At 45.8% G+C, this 19,805-nt stretch carries 21 protein-coding genes, 1 tRNA gene and 1 riboswitch; of the genes, 4 read left to right on the top strand and 18 right to left on the bottom strand.

Features of this window, described 5'->3' with window-relative positions; translation table 11 throughout:
• Nucleotides 1–118 precede the first annotated feature (118 nt).
• Both BS614_RS14280 and pelA read right to left on the bottom strand, forming a co-directional pair.
• Nucleotides 119–202 (bottom strand) — tRNA-Leu (locus BS614_RS14280).
• Between the two features lie 176 nt (nucleotides 203–378).
• Nucleotides 379–1,341 carry a pectate lyase gene (pelA, locus tag BS614_RS14275; protein WP_074094472.1) on the bottom strand — a complete coding sequence of 321 codons (963 nt, stop codon included), beginning with the start codon at nucleotides 1,339–1,341 and terminating at the stop codon, nucleotides 379–381.
• 419 nt (nucleotides 1,342–1,760) lie between these two features.
• Nucleotides 1,761–1,892, top strand: a riboswitch (cyclic di-AMP (ydaO/yuaA leader).
• A gap of 5 nt (nucleotides 1,893–1,897) precedes the next feature.
• Between pelA and BS614_RS14270 the strand changes: the two genes are divergently transcribed.
• Entirely contained in the window at nucleotides 1,898–2,362 is a 465-nt protein-coding gene (locus tag BS614_RS14270) for a C40 family peptidase (protein ID WP_074094471.1), read from the top strand.
• Between the two features lie 73 nt (nucleotides 2,363–2,435).
• Here the strand turns inward: BS614_RS14270 and BS614_RS14265 are convergent, their stop codons facing one another.
• The 4 genes from BS614_RS14265 to BS614_RS14250 form a co-directional block, all read right to left on the bottom strand.
• A complete protein-coding gene (locus BS614_RS14265; RefSeq protein ID WP_017689352.1) occupies nucleotides 2,436–2,765 on the bottom strand; it encodes a carboxymuconolactone decarboxylase family protein in 330 nt (109 codons plus the stop codon).
• Between the two features lie 141 nt (nucleotides 2,766–2,906).
• Nucleotides 2,907–3,125, bottom strand: coding sequence for a hypothetical protein (locus BS614_RS14260; protein ID WP_036609613.1), 219 nt, complete (start codon nucleotides 3,123–3,125; stop codon nucleotides 2,907–2,909).
• Between the two features lie 119 nt (nucleotides 3,126–3,244).
• Nucleotides 3,245–3,574 (bottom strand): hypothetical protein, encoded by a 330-nt coding sequence (locus BS614_RS14255; protein ID WP_074094470.1) that lies wholly within the window; start codon nucleotides 3,572–3,574, stop codon nucleotides 3,245–3,247.
• Between the two features lie 97 nt (nucleotides 3,575–3,671).
• Complete coding sequence (locus tag BS614_RS14250; protein ID WP_074094469.1) at nucleotides 3,672–4,253, bottom strand: xanthine phosphoribosyltransferase; 582 nt, start codon at nucleotides 4,251–4,253, stop codon at nucleotides 3,672–3,674.
• A 204-nt stretch (nucleotides 4,254–4,457) separates the two neighbouring features.
• On the opposite strand from BS614_RS14250, the gene BS614_RS14245 reads away from it, so the two are divergent.
• A complete protein-coding gene (locus BS614_RS14245; protein ID WP_074094468.1) occupies nucleotides 4,458–5,513 on the top strand; it encodes a YkvI family membrane protein in 1,056 nt (351 codons plus the stop codon).
• Nucleotides 5,514–5,647: 134 nt separating this feature from the next.
• Here the strand turns inward: BS614_RS14245 and BS614_RS14240 are convergent, their stop codons facing one another.
• The 6 genes from BS614_RS14240 to BS614_RS14215 form a co-directional block, all read right to left on the bottom strand.
• Complete coding sequence (locus tag BS614_RS14240) at nucleotides 5,648–6,778, bottom strand: glycosyltransferase family 4 protein (RefSeq protein ID WP_074094467.1); 1,131 nt, start codon at nucleotides 6,776–6,778, stop codon at nucleotides 5,648–5,650.
• Between the two features lie 193 nt (nucleotides 6,779–6,971).
• Nucleotides 6,972–7,520, bottom strand: coding sequence for a GNAT family N-acetyltransferase (locus tag BS614_RS14235; RefSeq protein ID WP_074094466.1), 549 nt, complete (start codon nucleotides 7,518–7,520; stop codon nucleotides 6,972–6,974).
• Between the two features lie 106 nt (nucleotides 7,521–7,626).
• The gene (locus BS614_RS14230; RefSeq protein WP_074094465.1) at nucleotides 7,627–8,667 is read right to left on the bottom strand and encodes a hypothetical protein; all 1,041 of its coding nucleotides are present in this window, start codon (nucleotides 8,665–8,667) and stop codon (nucleotides 7,627–7,629) included.
• Nucleotides 8,668–8,764: 97 nt separating this feature from the next.
• Nucleotides 8,765–9,568: a Cof-type HAD-IIB family hydrolase gene (locus BS614_RS14225; protein ID WP_074094464.1), complete on the bottom strand. Its 804-nt coding sequence runs from the start codon at nucleotides 9,566–9,568 to the stop codon at nucleotides 8,765–8,767.
• A 420-nt stretch (nucleotides 9,569–9,988) separates the two neighbouring features.
• Nucleotides 9,989–10,735 carry a pseudouridine synthase gene (locus BS614_RS14220; RefSeq protein WP_074094463.1) on the bottom strand — a complete coding sequence of 249 codons (747 nt, stop codon included), beginning with the start codon at nucleotides 10,733–10,735 and terminating at the stop codon, nucleotides 9,989–9,991.
• Nucleotides 10,732–12,429: an RsmB/NOP family class I SAM-dependent RNA methyltransferase gene (locus BS614_RS14215; protein ID WP_074094462.1), complete on the bottom strand. Its 1,698-nt coding sequence runs from the start codon at nucleotides 12,427–12,429 to the stop codon at nucleotides 10,732–10,734. Before BS614_RS14215 ends, BS614_RS14220 begins: the two co-directional genes overlap by 4 nt.
• Nucleotides 12,430–12,650: 221 nt before the next feature.
• Here BS614_RS14215 and BS614_RS14210 point away from each other — a divergent pair, with 221 nt between their 5' ends.
• The gene (locus BS614_RS14210; RefSeq protein ID WP_074094461.1) at nucleotides 12,651–13,199 is read left to right on the top strand and encodes a thioredoxin family protein; all 549 of its coding nucleotides are present in this window, start codon (nucleotides 12,651–12,653) and stop codon (nucleotides 13,197–13,199) included.
• A gap of 216 nt (nucleotides 13,200–13,415) precedes the next feature.
• Here BS614_RS14210 and BS614_RS14205 read toward each other — a convergent pair whose 3' ends face one another.
• The 3 genes from BS614_RS14205 to BS614_RS14195 form a co-directional block, all read right to left on the bottom strand.
• Nucleotides 13,416–13,898 carry a DUF309 domain-containing protein gene (locus tag BS614_RS14205; protein ID WP_074094460.1) on the bottom strand — a complete coding sequence of 161 codons (483 nt, stop codon included), beginning with the start codon at nucleotides 13,896–13,898 and terminating at the stop codon, nucleotides 13,416–13,418.
• Nucleotides 13,885–14,700: a GTP diphosphokinase gene (gene yjbM, locus BS614_RS14200; RefSeq protein WP_036609636.1), complete on the bottom strand. Its 816-nt coding sequence runs from the start codon at nucleotides 14,698–14,700 to the stop codon at nucleotides 13,885–13,887. Before yjbM ends, BS614_RS14205 begins: the two co-directional genes overlap by 14 nt.
• Nucleotides 14,701–14,835: 135 nt before the next feature.
• Complete coding sequence (locus BS614_RS14195; protein ID WP_017689366.1) at nucleotides 14,836–15,933, bottom strand: quinone-dependent dihydroorotate dehydrogenase; 1,098 nt, start codon at nucleotides 15,931–15,933, stop codon at nucleotides 14,836–14,838.
• 255 nt (nucleotides 15,934–16,188) lie between these two features.
• On the opposite strand from BS614_RS14195, the gene BS614_RS31815 reads away from it, so the two are divergent.
• Nucleotides 16,189–16,326: a hypothetical protein gene (locus BS614_RS31815; RefSeq protein WP_017689367.1), complete on the top strand. Its 138-nt coding sequence runs from the start codon at nucleotides 16,189–16,191 to the stop codon at nucleotides 16,324–16,326.
• A gap of 42 nt (nucleotides 16,327–16,368) precedes the next feature.
• Here BS614_RS31815 and BS614_RS14190 read toward each other — a convergent pair whose 3' ends face one another.
• From BS614_RS14190 to BS614_RS14180, 3 genes are all read right to left on the bottom strand, one after another.
• On the bottom strand, nucleotides 16,369–17,811 hold the full coding sequence (locus BS614_RS14190; RefSeq protein ID WP_074094459.1) for a L,D-transpeptidase family protein: 1,443 nt from the start codon (nucleotides 17,809–17,811) through the stop codon (nucleotides 16,369–16,371).
• A gap of 219 nt (nucleotides 17,812–18,030) precedes the next feature.
• A complete protein-coding gene (locus BS614_RS14185) occupies nucleotides 18,031–18,273 on the bottom strand; it encodes a ferredoxin (RefSeq protein WP_017689369.1) in 243 nt (80 codons plus the stop codon).
• A gap of 116 nt (nucleotides 18,274–18,389) precedes the next feature.
• Nucleotides 18,390–19,691 carry a DNA polymerase IV gene (locus tag BS614_RS14180; RefSeq protein WP_074094458.1) on the bottom strand — a complete coding sequence of 434 codons (1,302 nt, stop codon included), beginning with the start codon at nucleotides 19,689–19,691 and terminating at the stop codon, nucleotides 18,390–18,392.
• Nucleotides 19,692–19,805: the final 114 nt, after the last annotated feature.

Raw genomic sequence — 19,805 nt, 5'->3', positions numbered from 1 at the left:
CTGTACGTGCAGCTAAGCACTAATCTCTTGGATACTCAAGTCTAATGTTAGTGTTATATCAAAAAATGCAAAAAAAAAAGACTCCTCAAGCGTTAGCTTAAGGAGTCTTTTTATTAGATGCGGTCGAGAGGACTCGAACCTCCACGGGGGTTAGCCCACACGGACCTGAACCGTGCGCGTCTGCCAATTCCGCCACGACCGCATATTGTATCTCCGTCATCAATATCGGCGACAAGGAATAATATATCATGCGGAATCTATCATGTCAACACTGAAAATAATAACAATAAAACCCGAACCAGACGTCCATGTCGATTCGGGCTTCACCTTTAACTGCTGCTAATAGTTTGGTTCATTAAAACGGAAGCATACTTCAAATTACAGCTTGGAAGGCCAGTTACCATACCATGCATAACCGCCTCTTCTTTCTTTATCAATATCAATTAATTTGTATTTTACTCCCCCGTCACGACCAATAAAGATTGGTTTATCCGTTCCGATCTCATAGAAGCGTGCCCAAATCGGTGCCGCATTGGAATCAGCGATAATTTTGCTGTCCCCATTTGCTCTTTCATACTTGTAACCCGTAATTTTCACCTTGTTAAACCAAGCCTCCGCTCCTTTAATGGATGCGGTAATTTTAGCGTTAGCAGGTCTGGTTTTCAGAAATTTAACAATCGTTACACTCTCTCCAGCTGTCAGCGATGGCACTTCGTAGATTCTTGCGCTCGCTGGTTTAAGGGAACTGGAATCATGTTGTTGTCCCCATGCTGTCAGCTTACCGCCTGAAACGACTTGTGTATTCAGAATCGCCTCCACACCTTTGGCAACTGAATTTTTACTCCGATTAGCAAGTGTGCTGTCGATAAAAGAGAAATCACCTTTGCGTGCTGCTACTTCATCCAGCATGATCATTACATTAATCATGGCATCATCATTGTAAGTGATATGCTTGTGGTATCCGGAGCTTTGGTAAACTTGTGGCCACCCGCCGTTTGAATACTGCATGTTGATCAAAAAGTTAATTCCTTTGATTGCAGCTGTGGAGTAACGCGGATCATTCGTCTTTTTAAATTCCTTCGCCAATCTTCTAATTTCTGAGTATGTAGCCTTGTTGTCTATCGTGGACTTCGCCCACTCTCCACTTGTCTGTTTATAATCTTTTCTCCAACCTCCATCCGGCAGCTGGTTCTTCAAAATATCAGAAATACTCGCTGTTGTACCCGATGCATCCGCAGCAGATACCGTCCCTACAGGGAGAACTGCCATTCCAACTGCTGAGAACACCATGGTGCATGCCAGGACAAAAGTAACTAATTTCTTCGCTTTCAAATGTAACACTCTCCTATGTTCATTTTTATAAATCTCCCACTTCTACTTTACCTAGGATACGCGCCTCTAAACCTCCTTTATTTGTATTTATCGCATAATAAAATCAATTTTAATCCAATATGTGGATTGGATAATCAGATAATATGCAAAAAATCGATTTTTGTCAATATATGCAACTTAATGAATATAATCTCTCTAATTCTACATAACGGAATAGTTCTTTTAACTCATGACAAACCTATTTATTTATCCAAATTCGTCTTAAACGAATCAATAATGACGTTTTTGTCATGAATGATACCCAAACTTGATCCCTTCTTTCATATAAAAACCTTAATTCCGCTAACATTGAGGTATTAAGAAAGGGTTTAAATGGGTTTGACAATTACGCATTTATGCAATATAGTTTCAAATAGTTACAAAAACTTAATTATTCATTGCCGAGTTTCATGTTTGAAAACGGGGGAACCATTTTGGGTGAATTATTCTTATACATAGGAAATATAGGGAACCTTCTACCGAACCCTTAGCTAACTCCGTAGGCATCGAAGGGAGAACATTGATTTTGAAAAAACTGATTATCTCCATTTTTGGAGCAGCTGTATTATTTACATCCGGGGCAACAAGCACAGAGGCAAGCAGTATCAACTCCGTAGTGAACAACATGACAGGTATTCCTTACAAATGGGGTGGCACAACTGTAGCCGGCTTCGACTGTTCTGGTTTTATGAGATATCTTTTCAACAAATACAGCATTGAATTGCCACGAACTTCGCAACAGCAAGCCAAAGCAGGTACTCCGGTAGCCAAAAGCAATGTTCGGACAGGTGATCTGGTGTTCTTTAATACGATGGGCAAAGGCATTTCACATACAGGTGTATATATCGGCGGTGGACAATTCGCTCATGCCTCCAGCAGTAAAGGTGTAAGCATCACGAAGTTATCGAATCCATACTTCAATGACCGCTATGTAACAGCACGTCGGGTAACTGGACAGTTTATGTACGATAAAATGTTAGGTAAAATGTGATTCACATACAAAAAGGCATCGGTTATTAACCGGATGCCTTTTTTGCACTTAAAAATGTATGTTGCATTACTTACTAATGCAGCGCCTTCTGCACTCGCATCGCACCCTGAGACAGGGCATGTCCTCCTCCAACAGCTCCGGCCACGGCTACGGTCTCCATGATCTCCTGATCTGTTGCACCCTTGGCACGGGCTTCTTCTACATGGTAGAAGGTACATACCTCATTGTTGGCAAACAATCCAATGCCGAGCGCAATTAATTGTTTTGTCTTCGCATCAATCACGCCAGGTTGGAAACATTCTCCGGTAAACTCATGATACGACTTCACCACACCTGGCAGTACATCGCTTAATGCTCCAATCTGATCCTTGTAGGCATGAACTTTATCATTCATCAATGTCATGGCTTGTAGCACACCCTCTCGGCTATAGTTACAGATCTTCCTCACTGTACCTATCTTCTCTCCCGAGTGAGCCAATTATGCCAAGAAATCATGGTAATTCCAAACATTTAACGCTCATGGCCCTGCCATAATTATAAGCTGTTACTCACTAAGTGGACTCTGGCGCGGCTCGCTGAACAGCTGATAGCTGTAACCTCGGTCCAGCTTAACGACACGTCGATTCTGACGACGGATAAGTACCTGCTCCCCATCCCAGGCAACCACAATCCCCTTCACGTCGTTCGATTCCAGCTCGTCCCGTACGACTCTAACTTTCTCACCTGACAGACGCAGGGCGTCCAATTCTGTATCACTAATCATCTTCATGGCTCCTATATTTCAAATTTATTTACAAAAAGAGACCTAAATGAAAAGTCATTTAGGTCTCACGTGACTGTATTGGACTGTCATGTCATTCGAAATTATGTCCCGACTGAAAGTTACCGCTGCGCGTGCTCTTTGCTGTCGTTCTTTTCGAACCAAAAATCAAGCACTTTGGCGGACATCACACGTTCTTCAAGGTACTCCACTTGATGCGGTGTAAATTGTTCTTTCCAAGAGAAGGACAACTCTTCGCACAAGCCTACAATCGTCAGTAATTCTGACCAGGCAACATAGCGTTTGTACCAGAAAAATTGAGGATGTTCAATCATATAGGGATAAAGGTCATCGAATTCCGTATGTTTACAATCCAGGGCACGTTCAAAATGAACTTTCGATTCCGCCAGCTTATCATTAAAAAATTGTTCTGTTGCCAGTTGGTTCCCCATGGTGTTGCCTCCTCTCCCTAACATAACCCCATTATAAATGAAATCGGCGGTCATGCAAAGGCATAGTTCAAAAAATAGGCCCTATTCCTTTAAAATGTCACATTTCGTTATCGTCAAATTGTACCGTACCATTATTCAGGGAACGAATGCGTACCAAGGCTTCCACCGGAATACCCTGTTCACGAATCGTGCGTGCCCCTGCCTGAAAACTTTTCTCGACCACAACGCCGAATCCGACGAGTTCCGCACCGGAACGCTCGATAATTTTGATGACGCCACGAGCGGCATCTCCATTGGCAATAATATCATCAATGAACAAAATGCGGTCATTCTCATGAATGAACTCGCGAGATACCATAATGTCAGTTACAATTCCTTTGGTAAAGGACGGTACACGTTCACAGTAAGCATCAGGATCAGCCAGAAGTGTTTTTTTGCGACGGGCGAATACAAGGGGCACCCCCAGTTCATAGGCTGCGGCAAACGCAACCGGAATCCCTGAGGATTCTACCGTGATTACCCGAGTTACTCCACTTTCACGAAAACGGGCAGCAAACTCACGTCCCATCTCCATCGTTAATGCAGGATCAATCTGGTGGTTCAACAGACCATCCAGCTTTAATACTTGATCCGAGATAACCACACCTTCTTGTAATATTCGTTGTTTCAATAATTCCATGATTTGACCTCCCAAGCCTATCCTATGAGGTAAAAGTATCATATATCTATCTATAAGTTCAAGCGAAATTGCCTGGGCGCTGTCCTTGAGACGTAATTCAAGCCAAAGCTCATTATCGATTGTCATGACTTTCGTGGGTCAAGCATACCTTGTACCATGGTACCCGCATGTCCAAACTATACAGGGGCCTGAGAGGGGAAACACATGAAACAGGCATTTCGGGTGCTGCAGATCGCATTTACATACATCGGAACGGTTGTTGGAGCCGGCTTCGCTACAGGGCAGGAAATTTTGCAGTTTTTTACCCAGTATGGCAAATGGGCCACCATCACCATAGGCTTATCCACCATGCTCTTTGTCTGGTTAGGTACCAAAATGATGCTGATCGCTCACGATACCGGGTCCCGCTCTTATGAGGATCTGAACAAACATTTATTCGGCCATAAGGCGGGCAAATGGATCACCTGGGTGACCCTTCTCATTCTCATTGGCGTGAACAGTGTCATGCTTGCCGGAGCAGGTTCCGTTTTTGTCGAGCATCTGGGTTTGCATTATCAGACAGGTCTGATCGTCACACTTGTAGGGACATATCTGCTTCTCGGTCGGGGCATTCAAGCCATTCTACAAATGAATAGCATCGTCGTGCCCATGATGCTCCTGTTATCTCTGCTCATGATCACCAGTACGATCCATCATCCAGGTGCTTCCCGATTCATCACACTGACCACAGACTCAAACCCTATTCAAGTGTGGCTGTCTCCACTATTGTATACTTCATTCAATCTGGTGTTGGCTCAAGCTGTTCTTGTGCCTGTAGGTAACCAGATTCGTAGCCGGAATGTGCTGAAGTGGGGTGGAGTATTGGGTGGAATTGGCGTTGGTTTCATGCTGATGGCAGCTCATTTTGCCATGTCAGCTCAGATGCCCGGCATCATTCAATTCGAAATCCCGATGGGTAGCATTGCCTTTCAACTTGGATGGGCAGTGCAATCTGTATATGTATCCCTTATTTTCATGGAAATATTCAGTACCTTTGTAGCCGATATCTATGGAATGACCTTGCAACTGAGACAACATATACGTGTCCATCCCCGTTTCATTACATTAACCATTATGCTGTTGTGTTACTCACTCAGCCAGTTTGGATTCAGTTCCCTGCTGTCCATCCTTTACCCCATCTTTGGAAGTATGGCATTAATCTGGGCTGCCAAATTGGTACTGAACCGCTGGGGCACCTTTCGTAAACGCAACAATATATAAATCTCACGGTCATGTACTTCATGAATATGAGCATCCGTTTGCCTCATAACCACAAGTCACCGCGGGTACTCTTTCCTTAAACATGACAAAAAGCCGCTGTTTATCACAGCGGCTCGCACTTTTTGCTCTACATTTTAGGCTTTGCTGGGAAACTGTAGATACATCTTTTTCAGCTCATTGACCGATCTGCCGAGCGAGTAATGTGTCTTGGCTTTTTCACACGCTGAACGGGCAAGTTCATAACGATAAGCCGGGTCCAGCATCACCTTTTCAAGCGCTTCAGCCAATGCAGAAGGATCTTCTGCCGGTACAAGCAACCCATTGCTACCGTTCTCGATCTGTTCCGGTATACCACCTACATCCGTACCCACAAGGGCAAGACAACTCAGCGCCGCTTCAGCAAAGACGGAACCAAATGCTTCTGCCCGAGAAGGAAGTACAAAAATATCAAAGAATGGCATGAATTCCTCAGGGTGCAGTGTGTAACCATAAAAAATGGTCTCATTATAGATCCCCAATCGCTGCGCCAATTCTTCCAGATCAGGACGAATCGGTCCATCTCCAATAATATGTAACACATAGTCATGACCTCGGCCCTTCAGTTCCGCACAGGCTTTGAATAGAATATCCAACCCTTTCGCCGGAACAAGCCGACATACCGTGACCAGCTGTGGTATCGCATTATCATGAGGGATCGGCTTAAAGCGCTTCTCATCAAATCCATTGGGAATCACACCGATGACATCAGGTTCCTTCACGTAGGGAGCCAGATAACGACGGAACGAATCCGACACCGTCAAGAGGCGCTCTGCCTGGTGTTCCAGCTCACCATATATCGCAAGCAGGAATCGATGCTCCGGTCCATCCGTTTCAATGCGTCCATTAAGAATTAATTCTCGTTCATAACTGGAGTGAATCGTCTGAATGAGGGGTGTATCCGGGAAAACCGTTTTCATCGCAAGTCCTGCAATTGGGTGGTGGGCATGAATCAGATCATAGGGCTTCTGAATACGCAGTTTGGTCCACCAAAGATAATCACGATAAGTTTGAATATATTTTTGGACAACAGGACTATCCTGATATTCCGTCCAATCAAACGTTTCGAACTGAACTTCCTCTCTGCCCTTGTTGCGAATTCGCTTCGGCAACGAGAACAGATCCATTTCCCACCTTGGGGTTGTAAATCTCTCTTGCATATAAGGAATCATAGAGGATACACCTCCGGGCTGCTCCGGAGGAAAGAAAAGCGCCTGCAGCAATTTCACCGTTAGTTTCCCCCTTTCTAACTTACGTACTGCTCTACTATCCATTATGACATAGGGAAGCCGGAACATCTATATTACGATAACTCGTATATACAACATATTCATGAAACGTTCCCCTCAGAAGCAAAAGCTTTAATTCAGCAGTCCATCGCTTGCGGTTGTCGTCAACATATTCATTGGATAGTCAGAATTCTCAGCTCAGTAGCTCCACGGACTTCTCATATGTACTGTAACCATCGGTCTCTCCCAAAAAAGTATACCCGTTCCGCGCGTAAAAGGCGTTCAACGTAGCATTGCTCGCTCCGCAATCTAACCGAACAGTATGTTTGCCTTCAAAATGTATGCCGCTGCTGGACCATTGCAAAATGGACCGTCCCAGACCGCTCTGAGCATATTTTCTTCGAATCGCTAACCGATGCAGATAAATTGCGCCATCCTCGGCATGAGCTTTTGAACCCCAAAGATGAATATCCCAAGGGCTTGGCTGAACCAAAAGGATGACCATCCCCGCTACGTCCGTTCCTTTTTTAAACACAAACACATCCCCACGCCGTATCGCCCCTGCCGTATCATGTGAATCTTCGCCTTTAAGCAAAGCGTTCCATTGGGAAGAACCTTGGCTTTGTAACCATTCGGCTGTCTCCACCAGCAGCGACATCACATCCTCCGTATCTTCCGGCTTCGCCTGAACCGCTTGTAAACCATCGTTAATATATTGGCTAATGATCCTGAATGAGTGCATCATTGTTCTCCTCCGCTTCCTGATCTCTTTTAAACTAATGGTACTATACCGGGAAATGGATTTTTCGTCAAAACGAGAACAAAAAAAGGTAAAAGGCGGTTGCCCTTTACCCATCTATTCTGGCTTCATCAATAATCTGATTTCGATACAACATCGTCAGGTGCAAGGTGTCAAACTCCATTTCCTTGTCCAACTCCTGCATCAACACCTCGACCAGGCTCTTTCGCTGAATGCTGGTACCAGGAACCTCGTAATCAATGTATCCCGTCAGATCGGAATGAGAAGTGTCTATTGTTGCTGTTCCCACAGGCAATCCACCTCGCTCCTGAAGAAACAGCTCATATACCCGAAACTCCCGATCCTTACGCTTTAGCATGACATAACATGTTTCTTCAGCAGCTTCCAACTCATCCAGATCCGATTCATCGGTATCCTCAAATTCCTCGGAGAAATCGCGATGTACCCACTCTAACGTTTCGAGTTCGTTGCCCTGATGCCACATGCGGATCGTAATCGTATCGATGATATCTTCATCCAGCTCTCTGACAAGTAACTCTGCCGCAGCTTCCAATTGATTCTCTTCCGGCTCGTCATACCAGTGTATTTCACCTTGTACATCAGCGCCATATTGTTTTAAGGAAGCTTCTGCAAGTTCCTGCCCTTCGACATCATTGAATATATACGTCGATATGCTGCGCCCTGCGCTTACCATTTCCATCTCCAGAACCTGATCCCGATCTTCATATGTAAACGATTCTGCTTGTGAAACAGGAATTACCTTGCTTCCACTGTTACCTATATCGTCATAGCTGCCTTCGTCATGATTCATCTCTTCAGACGGCCACAATTTCTCTGACTCAGGCATATGCAGAACCGTATGTAATGAGCCACAACTAACCAGCACTTCATAATACGCAGCTTCCAACGCATCTGCAAGAGATCGGACATAGGCATGCACTTTTTCCACAATAAATTCCTCTGTATCATCTGGCAGAGACTCCTGCTCAATCTGAAGACTACCTGATAAACGATCTCCTTCTCTGTACACAAGGAACAGTGAGCCTGCATATTGACCATTGACCATCACGTCCTGTACTTCTCCACCTGATGTCCGCAGGTCTGCAACCAATTCCACATCATAATTCATCACGTGTCCTCCTCCATTCCTAACGTTATTCTCTTAGGATGTCCCTGAGGACGGTAGATTATGAGGAAAGCGTGCATTTTAAGTATAAGATGTAGGGTTAGACGGATAACACATATTTTTGGATTGCGTGTGCCACACCTTGCTCGTTATTGGAGAGTGTAACCTCGTCCGCAGCAGCTTTCACCTCGTCCGGGGAGTTATCCATGGCAATGCCTTTGCCCGCAAAGGTCAGCATCGTAATATCATTGAAGTAGTTACCAATCGCCATAATCTCCGAAGGCATGATTCCCTTCGATTCGGCAAGCCTTTTAAGAGCAGCGCCTTTGGACGCTTCGGGATGCATCAGATCAATAAAAAAGTCACCACTCCGTGTCATATAATAAGGCAGATTCCAAGTAGACCATTCCTGAAGTACTGCATCCATCTGTTCAATCGGACCAAATGCAGTGAACTTCGCCAGCGGTTCTGTCATGTCAACCCACTTGGGTAACTTCAGTGGCTCGGCCATAAAGTTGTAATACATCTCACGCACCTGCAACCCCAAACCTTCCGGTTGATCCACATACAGACCAAATGCCGTATTGATGTCAAAATGTACTCCATTGGCTCGACAGTAGGATATGATCGGCTCCAGTCCTTGTCCATCTAATGCAAAATGATGAACTACCTCACGGGTATTGACTTGCGCGGTAACGGCGCCGTTATGCGTAATCACATATCCATCCAGTCCCATCTGCTCCATAAAAGGAATCGTGTTGGCAGGACCTCTACCTGAACACAGGACAATCTCTGCTCCCTGACGGGAAGCTTGGATCAAGGTCTCCTGAGTCCATTCGGTAAGTTCATGATGATCATTCAGCAGTGTTCCATCTACATCAAGTGCAATTAATTTATAAGTCATCTGGCTTCATCCTCATCTGTTAGTAGTCGCACCCACCCAAACCCTCCCTTCCGAGGGAGGGCCCCAGAGGGCTCTGCCCTCTGGACTCCCGTCTTGCTCACCGGTGTTAGGTCGGGTTTTGCTATGTCACGGTTGTTGTAGGAACGCTTGTTGCCGGGCACACCGCTGGTCAGCGGTGTGCCCGCCCAAGCTTAACCGGGACCATTACGGGCAGGGCTTCGCTCTCTGCCCGACTCCCTGCTTCACTTCGTGAAGGTCGGGAGCTTTTTCGCCTTCGGCGTTAGTATCGGGGCTTCGCTTCCCTCCACGACTCCCTGCTCCGCTTCGCGAAGGACGGGAGCTTTTTCGCCTTCGGCGTTAGTATCGGGGCTCCGCTTCCCTCCACGACTCCCTGCTCCGCTTCGCGAAGGACGGGAGCTTTTACTTCCGCAGAAGGCTCAACTCATCTGCGGTTAGTTCACGATAGCTTCCGATAGCAAGATCGGAAGCTAGTTCCAGCTCACCCATGGCTACGCGTTTCAGATAGACCACACGCTTGCCTACCGCCTGAAACATACGTTTCACCTGGTGAAACTTCCCTTCGTGAATAATAAGCGAGATCGACGAGATCGTGCCTTCCTCCGTTTCTTCCTGACCAAGTATAGTCAGTTCGGCCGGCAGCGTCTCGTATCCGTCATCCAATTGAATGCCCGCCTTGAAACGTTGCACATCCGCTTCATCCACGTTTCCCAGAACACGAGCTTCATAGGTTTTGGGCACATGCTTGCGTGGAGATAACAGATCATGGGCAAGTGGACCGTCATTCGTAAGAATGAGCAGTCCCTCCGTATCCTTATCTAGTCGTCCCACAGGAAAAGGATTGAACACCCGATCCTCTTTGCGCAGCAGATCCAGTACCGTCTTATCTCTGTTGTCCTCGGTAGCAGACACGACACCCGGAGGTTTATGCAACATCAGATAGATCATCTCCCGATACACAATCCGCTCTCCATCGGCTTCAATGACGTTGACCTCAGGGTTCACCTGTACACCACTGTCTTTCACCGCTTTGCCGTCCACATGGATTCTGCCTTGTTTCACCATCTTTTTGAGTTCACTTCGTGTTCCCACACCCATATGGCTTAATATTTTGTCCAGACGCAACGTTTGTTTGCCTTTTCCATTCATACCGATGTCCACCTCCACCCTGCCGGATATTCATTCTTCAGTACACCATCCAGCCATTTTCCCCAGCCAGCGGCATAACCATCTACACATACAAGAACATACCCTTTGGCAAACGTATCCGCCTTGAGCACCACTCGTTCTTCTTCAATATTTAACGTTTCACCCTTGAGGTATCTCACGGCTTCGCCATCAGCGGATGACAGATTTACGCTTCGCCGTGCTTCAGATGCATTCAGAGCACAGGCAAGCGGGTGGGACGGAACAAATCGCCCATTCTTGATCGTGCCCATAAACCAGCCTGGACGAATGACTTTCAGTCCCTCCAATCGAGCTGCACCAACCGATGATTGATACACCCGATCTCCATAACATACCGTCTCTCCAGTTAACTCAATCTCCAATTGTTCTTTCATAAACTGACTGTAGATCGCAACCGGATCAATACTTGCCGAATCAGCTCCGCGTCCCTGACCCCGTTCCGATTTACGTCCACCGTGATCTTTACCTTTTTTGCTCTGTTTACCCGAATTCTTGCCGCCGCCAGCCTGTCTGTCATGGGACTCTCGGGATTCGATTCGCAATAAACGTTCCTTTTTACGATCAGCCTTGGTTATAGCAATTGAAGAAGCAGCAATAGAGTGATCCTTTTTCCCCTCTACTTCAATCCTGGACACATCCACGACCTGCCCATACTCCATTGCTCCTTCTTTAACTACTCCAGGTTGATCTGTTTGTAATCCTTGCCCTGCACGATGCTGCAATACAGCGACATAATGTCCCTCTCCTTCCAAAAGGTGAGGCCACAATCTTGCGGTGCCACGCGTTTGATCCAGTACAGCTTCCGTCTCTTCTGCCTTCTCTGGCATCATCTGACGTACCCATTCCGGACGTCCTGGAGCGAACCCTGTCTCTTCAGGAATGTCCATTACTACGAAATCACGGTTTACATTCAGGAACTCCGCAATCATCGCTTCATTTTCCTCCGGCGCAAAGGTACATGTCGAATATACGATGGTTCCTCCCGGGGCCAGCAATCTTGCCGCAGTCTCCAAGATATCCCGCTGCATGAGCACACATTTTTCCACCGAATGATGTTCCCACGATTTCACCATGTCTTCATCCTTGCGGAACATGCCTTCACCTGAGCAAGGCGCATCAATTAATACTTTGTCAAAATAATGAGGAAATGCATTTGCAATCCGCTCTGGCGACTCATTCAAAACAACCGCGTTACGCACCCCGTACAATTCCACGTTTTTGGCTAGCGCTTTCGTGCGTTCAGCATGGATATCGTTCGTCACAAGTACACCCTTGCCTTGCAGCTTTGCAGCAATCTGTGTGGTTTTTCCTCCCGGAGCAGCACATAGATCAAGCACACGATCTCCAGGCTCCACCTGCAATAATCCAACTGGAGCCATTGCACTTGGTTCCTGTATATAATACAAGCCTGCATGATAATAAGGGTGCAGCCCCGGTTTAACACCATGAGGTACATAGAATCCTGTCTCACACCACGGAATAGGTCTTAGATCAAACGGAGCAATCTCATCGAATTGTTCCATCGATATTTTTAGCGTATTCACTCTCAGTCCCGCATGAGGAGACTGTTCATAAGATTTCATAAATTGTTCAAACTCATCACCCAGCAAACTTTTCATTCGCTCAGCAAATATCAAAGGTAACTTTACACCCATATTCCCACTCATCCTGTCTTGGTAAGATTGCAATATCGTTTTATTTTATCATATCCAAGCTTTGCTTTCCTATCATATCGTATCTATTCCACTACAGCGTGTAATGTAGTATAATGGCAAGTAGATTGATTCCTGAGCAAAAATTCGGGTGTTTATGCATATTATCCCAACCTTTATTTTTGCCCAAACTATATTTCGATATGATCGATGGGGGATGTCCAATGAAATCCAAGAAGAAAAAGAAAAGTGCTGCGATCCTTATTTTCCTGGGTATTTTAATCATTATGATTGCAGCACTGGTTGTCGTAGACCAGCAATCCAAGAAACAGATGGATTCAGTGGAAAATGCTTATGGGATCGCTGCTTCCAAGCTTAATCCAGCTACACGGGAGCTACTTAGTGATCCCAACTATCAACAAATTATTGTACCCACTGATCTCAAAGCCAAAATCGATAACAAAGACAGCTTTTTCGTTTATTTCTTTGCTTCCGATTGCTCGCACTGCCGTGCAACAACACCTCAGTTGATGCCACTGGTTGACAGTGAAGGTATTGAGCTTCCACAGTTCAATCTGCGTGAATTCGAAGCAGGATGGACCGATTACAATATCGAGTTCACGCCTACACTCGTCTATTATGAGGCTGGTGTCGAGAAAGACCGTATGGTTGGCGGACTGAAAGAGAATGGCAGTGACCAGGGCTACACGCTGGATGATTACAAACAATTTTTCCAAAAATATAAAGGCAGCGCTACTCCTTCGGCAAGCTAACTGATAGATCTGTTACCACAGTATCTACAATCAGGTACTTGTATCACCAGAAACTGTTCTGTTGAAGGACAGGCTGTGCCACCTGCAATCATCTGAATATAACGCAACATTCAAAAACACCCCGATCGTTCCCTTTACAGGAATCGTCGGGGTATTTCATATACATGGAACTTCATATCCATGGGATGCTCATTTGAATGTTAGCGTGATTACGGTTCAACTTTTACTCTGATCCATCGCCTTCATCTTCTCTTCGTATATTCGCCCTCTGGTAGGACTCCGACGTTGCGGAATATTTGGTTTTAGCTCAAGCGATCTTCTAGATATCTCTTGTTCTAAGACCTCATCAACAATTCGTATTGACAAATCCCTGTAAGTCACAGACTGAACATCTGATTGGGACAGTTGCTTCACGATTTCCTGTACATCCCGTACCAAAGCCCCTAGGTCAATGCCCAGAATCGTAGCAGGATAAGGTTCCAGAAGATCAAGTGAGCTCTGTAACATCATCGTTCCTCCGCGGAGATTGCCATTCCTGAAGTGGTATAAACCAACTGCAATTTGCAACAATCCCTTATAGAGAGAATCCCGGTTCCGTTCAAGCCACAATTCTTCCAGCACCTCATGGCACTCGAAATAATCCTGATCCCGATTGAAGTAGATTAAGTAGTCAACGTACAGTGGCTCATAGATGCTCATCCGGGTTTTCGCCCTTTCTGGCGTTGTTCAGAAGTTTCTTCACGTCATCCAGCAAGTCTTTGAGCCCTTCCATATCATGCCGTTCCCAGTAATCGTTAAATCGCTTCTGTGCTTCAATTGCTTCACTGACAAGGTGGTAGAAGTATAATTGATGAATGATATTCAATGTTCTTGACACGATATTGGAATCATCCTCAAATGCCTTCTGCGCCTCCAAAATCTGTAGACGAATTGCAGACATCTCGTTGTCCAGTATAAACGCGGCCTCAGCCGTTTTTTTCAGCCTGGTTCTCATCTCATCAGGTAACCCTTCCCGAAACTTGTAACTCAGCGAATGTTCAATGGTAGCCCAGAAATTCATGGCAAGCGTCCGGATCTGTATCTCGGCCAAAACTTTCTTTTGTCCCAGAGCCGTCTGAACGGGATACTCAATAATCATATGGAAGCTTCGGTAGCCGCTCTCTTTGAAATTCGTAATGTAATCTTTCTCAATGAGTACCGTGAGATCCTTACGACCTCGAATATACTCGGCAACCCGACGGATATCATCCACGAACTGGCACATAATGCGGATACCTGCAATATCCTCAATGCCTGTTTCCACGTCATCAAGCGACACATTCAGTCGTCTGGATTTCTCCAGAATACTGGATATTTTTTTGACACGACCGGTAACGAATTCAATCGGGGCATACTCTTCCCGTTTCTTCAGTTCCGCTCGCATTGTCTTAAACTTGACTTTCAATTCCTCTACCGCTTGTTCATAAGGAAGTAAAAATGTACCCCAGTCTCTACCGTCCATGCTTATGCCTCCTGTCTCTATAGCGTCCCCTGTTCTATTCCATTATACATGATGTTTGGTGGGGGGAAGAGTCCCGAACCATTTTACGCTCTTCCCATGCTTCTATATTTTCATTCCGGGGATTCACATTCCTTCTTAACGATGCTCCGCACCAACCGCTTCGGAGATATGACGATAACCGTCCTTGCGCAGCAACTCACGCAGTCCGGCATGAATGCGCCGATTCACCTCAGGTCCTTCATAGATCAATGCTGTATATATTTCGACCAAGCTTGCTCCGGCTTTAATTTTCTCGTATGCATCCTCACTTGTGAAAATGCCACCTGAACCGATAATCGGAAGTTTGCCTTCGGTCTGGCGATAGATCTGGCGAATAATCTCCGTCGAACGATCACGTAGAGGTTTACCGCTCAGACCGCCTGTTTCCTTCGCATGTTGGTGGGAAAGTCCTGTACGACTGATGGTTGTGTTCGTAGCAATAATGCCAGCAACACCGCTGTCTGCAATTGTTCGAACCATATATTCAAGTTCCTGATCATTCACATCCGGTGCGATCTTCACCAGAACGGATTTGGTCGCTCCGCCCGCTCGTGCATGCTGCACGTTCATCTCGTTCATAACCGCAGCGAGCAGTTCCTTCAATTCATTCCCATGTTGCAGATTACGCAAATCCGGTGTATTTGGTGAACTGATATTAACCACGAACAGATCAGCATAATCGTATAGTGCCTGAATGCACTTCGAATAGTCCAAGTGAGCTTCCTCATTAGACGTTGCCTTATTTTTGCCGATGTTAACAGCCACTGGAATACGCCGATCCTGTAGACGTGCCAATTCACCTGCCATGGCTTCCGCACCAAGATTGTTGAAGCCCATTCGGTTCACCAACGCCTCATCTGGAGGCAAACGGAACAGCCGTGGTTGATCGTTACCTGGTTGTGCAAGTGGTGTCACGGTTCCCACTTCCATGAATCCAAATCCGATGGAAGAAAAGCCCGTTACGGCCTGCCCGTTTTTGTCCAGACCCGCAGCCAGACCAACAGGTGTAGGGAAATGACACCCAAACATGTCAACAGCCAGATCAGACGTTTCCCGAACGCCGTACATCACACGCAGTCCGGAAGGAACCGGACGGATGCTACCCACGCCACTAAGGCCGCCAATAATCAGATGATGGGCCTGTTCAGGGTCCATTTTGAACAACAAAGGTTTAGCAAGACTTCTGTATAACAAATCACTCACTCCGTTCTGGTCCGGTACGCCAAAAAGCCGTTGTCCGTCTTTTCATATGTAAAAAAACACTCTACTCACAAGTTTATCTGTTTCTTATTAAAAAGGAAAGTAGTTTGCGCATAGACAGCACAAATCGAATAATACAAAATGCTCACAAGAAATCCACCCGCCCACTGGAAATGACGAGTTGAATTCTTTACAATGAGAGCATGGTTACTCTACACCAGTTCTATTCCAAATAAGGAGGAATAACTCATGGCTCCCAAACGTAAACCACCTGCATTACAGCAAAAGAAAGAAGAAGTGAATCGCAAAGCCATTGCATGGACAGCAGCCAGTGTAGGCGGCTTGATCATCATCATTGGTGCTCTTATCATTATTGCCAACATGTAGATGATTCAGGCTGAATCCATCTGATTCTACATATCAAGCAGATCAATTCAGCCAGTGATACGTTTTGTTCGGATTATTTTGCTTTGGAACAAGTGTATGCTGATAACGCTGCTTTGCTTCTGGAACAAGCGTCAGATCTGGCAGTACATCTTCTCCAATGCGTACCGGAGTGCCTTGCGGAGCAAGAGCGAATAACTCTTCTACATCTCCTGTACGCATTCTCACACATCCAAGGGACTCATCCAGTCCGATACTGTCTGGCTCGTTGGTCCCATGGATGGCATAATTTGTATTCGAGAGTTGCATACCTCTGCTTCCGAACTCCCCGTTCGAGCGTCCATTCGGATTGACCACTTTATCTGTAATGACAAATGATCCCTCCGGTGTTCGATCACCGCCAAGTCCCACATCATACATACGAACAATGGTATCCCCACTGATTAATGCAAGTTTATGTTTATCCTTATCAATGACAATCTCCAGCGGTTCCTGCAAAAAAGGCTGACCTCCCAGCGTATCTGCAAAAGCGGCATTTTTGCCTTGAGACGAATTCGAAGTCGTTGAACCATTCTCTTTACCACTCGAATCGTTCTTTCCTTCCTTTGCCTTTCCTTGATGCAGAGCTAACAGCTTCGGAAACATCTCGGTCATCCCTGGCGCAGTCTCTCCCAGGATATTGTTCGGAAATGGCTGGGCCATTTGCGTTACATTCTTGGGCCAAGCGTCATTTTTTTTGCGATAGGCAACGATTGCACTTGATAATGATGCAGCTACTTCCTGCTTGGCGGTCCACGCCAAGGCCATCTTTTTGATTTTCGGTGTAATTTCAGGAGGTTCACAGTTACATTGCTTGGCATCATAACTCTGTGCAGTTAATTTCCCGCTTGTATTGGTTTGTACTATGTATTTCACAGGCATATTTCTCTTCCATAAAGACCAGTCATCTGAGGTTTGCATCCCCAGTACAGCAGAGGTCTCTACTTTTGGGCCAGACCCGGACCAGGCAGCTGCGAGCGCAGCCTCGCCATGATTACCTCCACCAAATGCCGCAGCAGTGAACACATTGCTTGGCGCAATGGATGCCGTTCCAACCTGTTTATCCGCTTCTACAGGCGCTTCGATGTCATCTGTGGATTCCAGTGCGGCTGACAGTGCGTCGGCCGCTTCCCGACTGAAACCCGGAGCGTCCGCAGGTGGCAGACCTGCCAGCACAAGCAGCATTAACAGCGTAAGCCACATTTTGCGTCTACGTTGTTTTTTCTCTTTTTGCTCAGACATCTCCACCAATTTCTCCTGATAGTCCACCCAGATGTCAGCAGGAGCTTTACTGCGTTCAAATGCCTCGTAAACCTCGCCCGCTTGCTGAAAACAATAATTGGCTTTGGCCTCCTGTCCTTCGCTCAAGTACTCCTTTCCAAGCAAGTACCAAGCCATTTTATTGTCTGGATGTTTCTTAACATATGTTCTTAGATGAGTATTCTGCATCCGATCCTCCACTAGTTCGCCTTTTTGCGTATACCATTATATATCGGCATAACCAGGCGTTGAATCCATAGGACTTGAGTACCCGGTGGAAAAAAGGGGGTTCGACAATGTTCGTCCTTGATCCACAGGTCATCAGATCACAGTTAAATGAATGCAAAAAAAGCACTTTCCCTTGTCGTTAAGACAAAAGAAAGTGCTCTATGTTCATGTGAGAAATACTTAGCCTTCTTTATTGAAAGGCTCGTCCGCTACTTTGATTGAATCTGTAGGGCAGCCATCGCATGCATCCTGCATATCGTCAAACAAGTCGTCTGGAATAGCTTTGACACCATGGTTAGCATCGCCGTCAAAGATAACTTCAGCCAAACCTTCATCATCATAATCGTAGATGTCTGGAGCCGTTGCTCCACAAGCGCCACATGCGATGCATGTGTCTTTTTCAACCCAAGTATATTTACTCATTTACATTCTCTCCTCCTAAAATTCAAAACGTACAGTGTTTTTATCTAGAAACATATTAATACAAAGTAAGGATAATTACAAACTTTTTGCAACCACAAGTCTCTATTATCCCTTATTTAATCAAGACTTTGCAAGTTATCTTTTTGCAGGGAAGTACCGCGCACTTTATGATTACGAAGCAGCACAGAAGGATCGTCTCCAAGCATGCCGGCGGTCACAACAGCATTCTCACCAAATTTATCACGTAACTGATCCATAATCCGAATCAGATTGTCCTTCTTGGGCTTCTGCTCATATTCGAACAAGTCCATCTGTACAGCGGATTCCTCTCTTGGAATCAGGTTTTGAAGTGTCACACCCAGCATGCGTACAGGCTTGCTACTACCCCAATGCTTCTCAAATAGTTTACAGGCCTCACGGTATATGACCGTTGCATCCTCCGTAGGAACTTCCATTAGACGTGATCGGGTGATTGTCTTCATATCCGGTGTGCGGATTGTAATCTGAATCCCCTGGCTGAACATTTCGTGCTTGCGCAATCTTCTGGTTACCTGGTCACTTATATTGAGGAACACCCGATGAATCTCATTCATATCCGATACATCCGCCGGTAAAGTGGTTGTATGCCCAATGGATTTATTGGCCTCACGTTCCGCGTGAACTGCGGAATGGTTAATGCCATTCGCGGAATTTTTGAGCCATGCTCCATTAATTCCAAATAGTTCGGTCAACATGCTCTCATCCGACTTGGCCAATTGACCAATCGTTTCAATGCCCAATTTTTTCAGCTTTTCAGCCGTTTTTTTGCCAATGCCAAACATCTCGTTGCATGGTCTGTGCCAAAGAATCCGGGGTACGTCCCTCATGCGTAAAATGGAAATACCGTTCGGCTTTTTCAGATCCGAAGCCATCTTCGCCAATAATTTGTTGGGTGCAATGCCAATGGAACATGGCAGCCCCAATTCATCCTTGATTCTCTGCTGAATGCTCTCCGCAATCTCCATTGGATTCCCGAATTGCCTTGAACCTGTAATATCAAGATAACATTCATCAATGGATGTAGCCTCAAGTTGAGGCGTATAACTATACGCAATCTGCATGAAGGCTCTTGAATATTGACGATATAAATGAAAATCAGGACGTATCACAATGAGATCAGGGCACTTTTTCATGGCTTGGTGCACAACCATACCTGTTGAGATGCCTCGATTACGAGCGGCATATGAGCAGGTTACAATTACACCCTTTCGCAGTTCACTGCTGCCCGCAACGGCCGTTGCTTTTCCTCTATATAAATCTGGTTCCTCGGCTTCATGTACAGAGCAGTAGAAAGCATTCATATCGACATGCAGAATCACCCGTCCGGCTGCAGGGTAATATTGATCCACATTTGCTGGAGGATTGCCGTCTGAAGACATCATGAACCCCCGCCCTTTCATGCACACTAATTAATGAAACGTAATTTGCTTTCTTCTATAGTATATCAAACCCGTTATGTTAATTCAGTCACGAGCATTTATTTTCTGCGAGAT

Source organism: Paenibacillus xylanexedens (assembly GCF_001908275.1).
Lineage (GTDB): Bacteria > Bacillota > Bacilli > Paenibacillales > Paenibacillaceae > Paenibacillus > Paenibacillus xylanexedens_A.
This window is presented reverse-complemented; position numbering and strand designations above follow the sequence as displayed.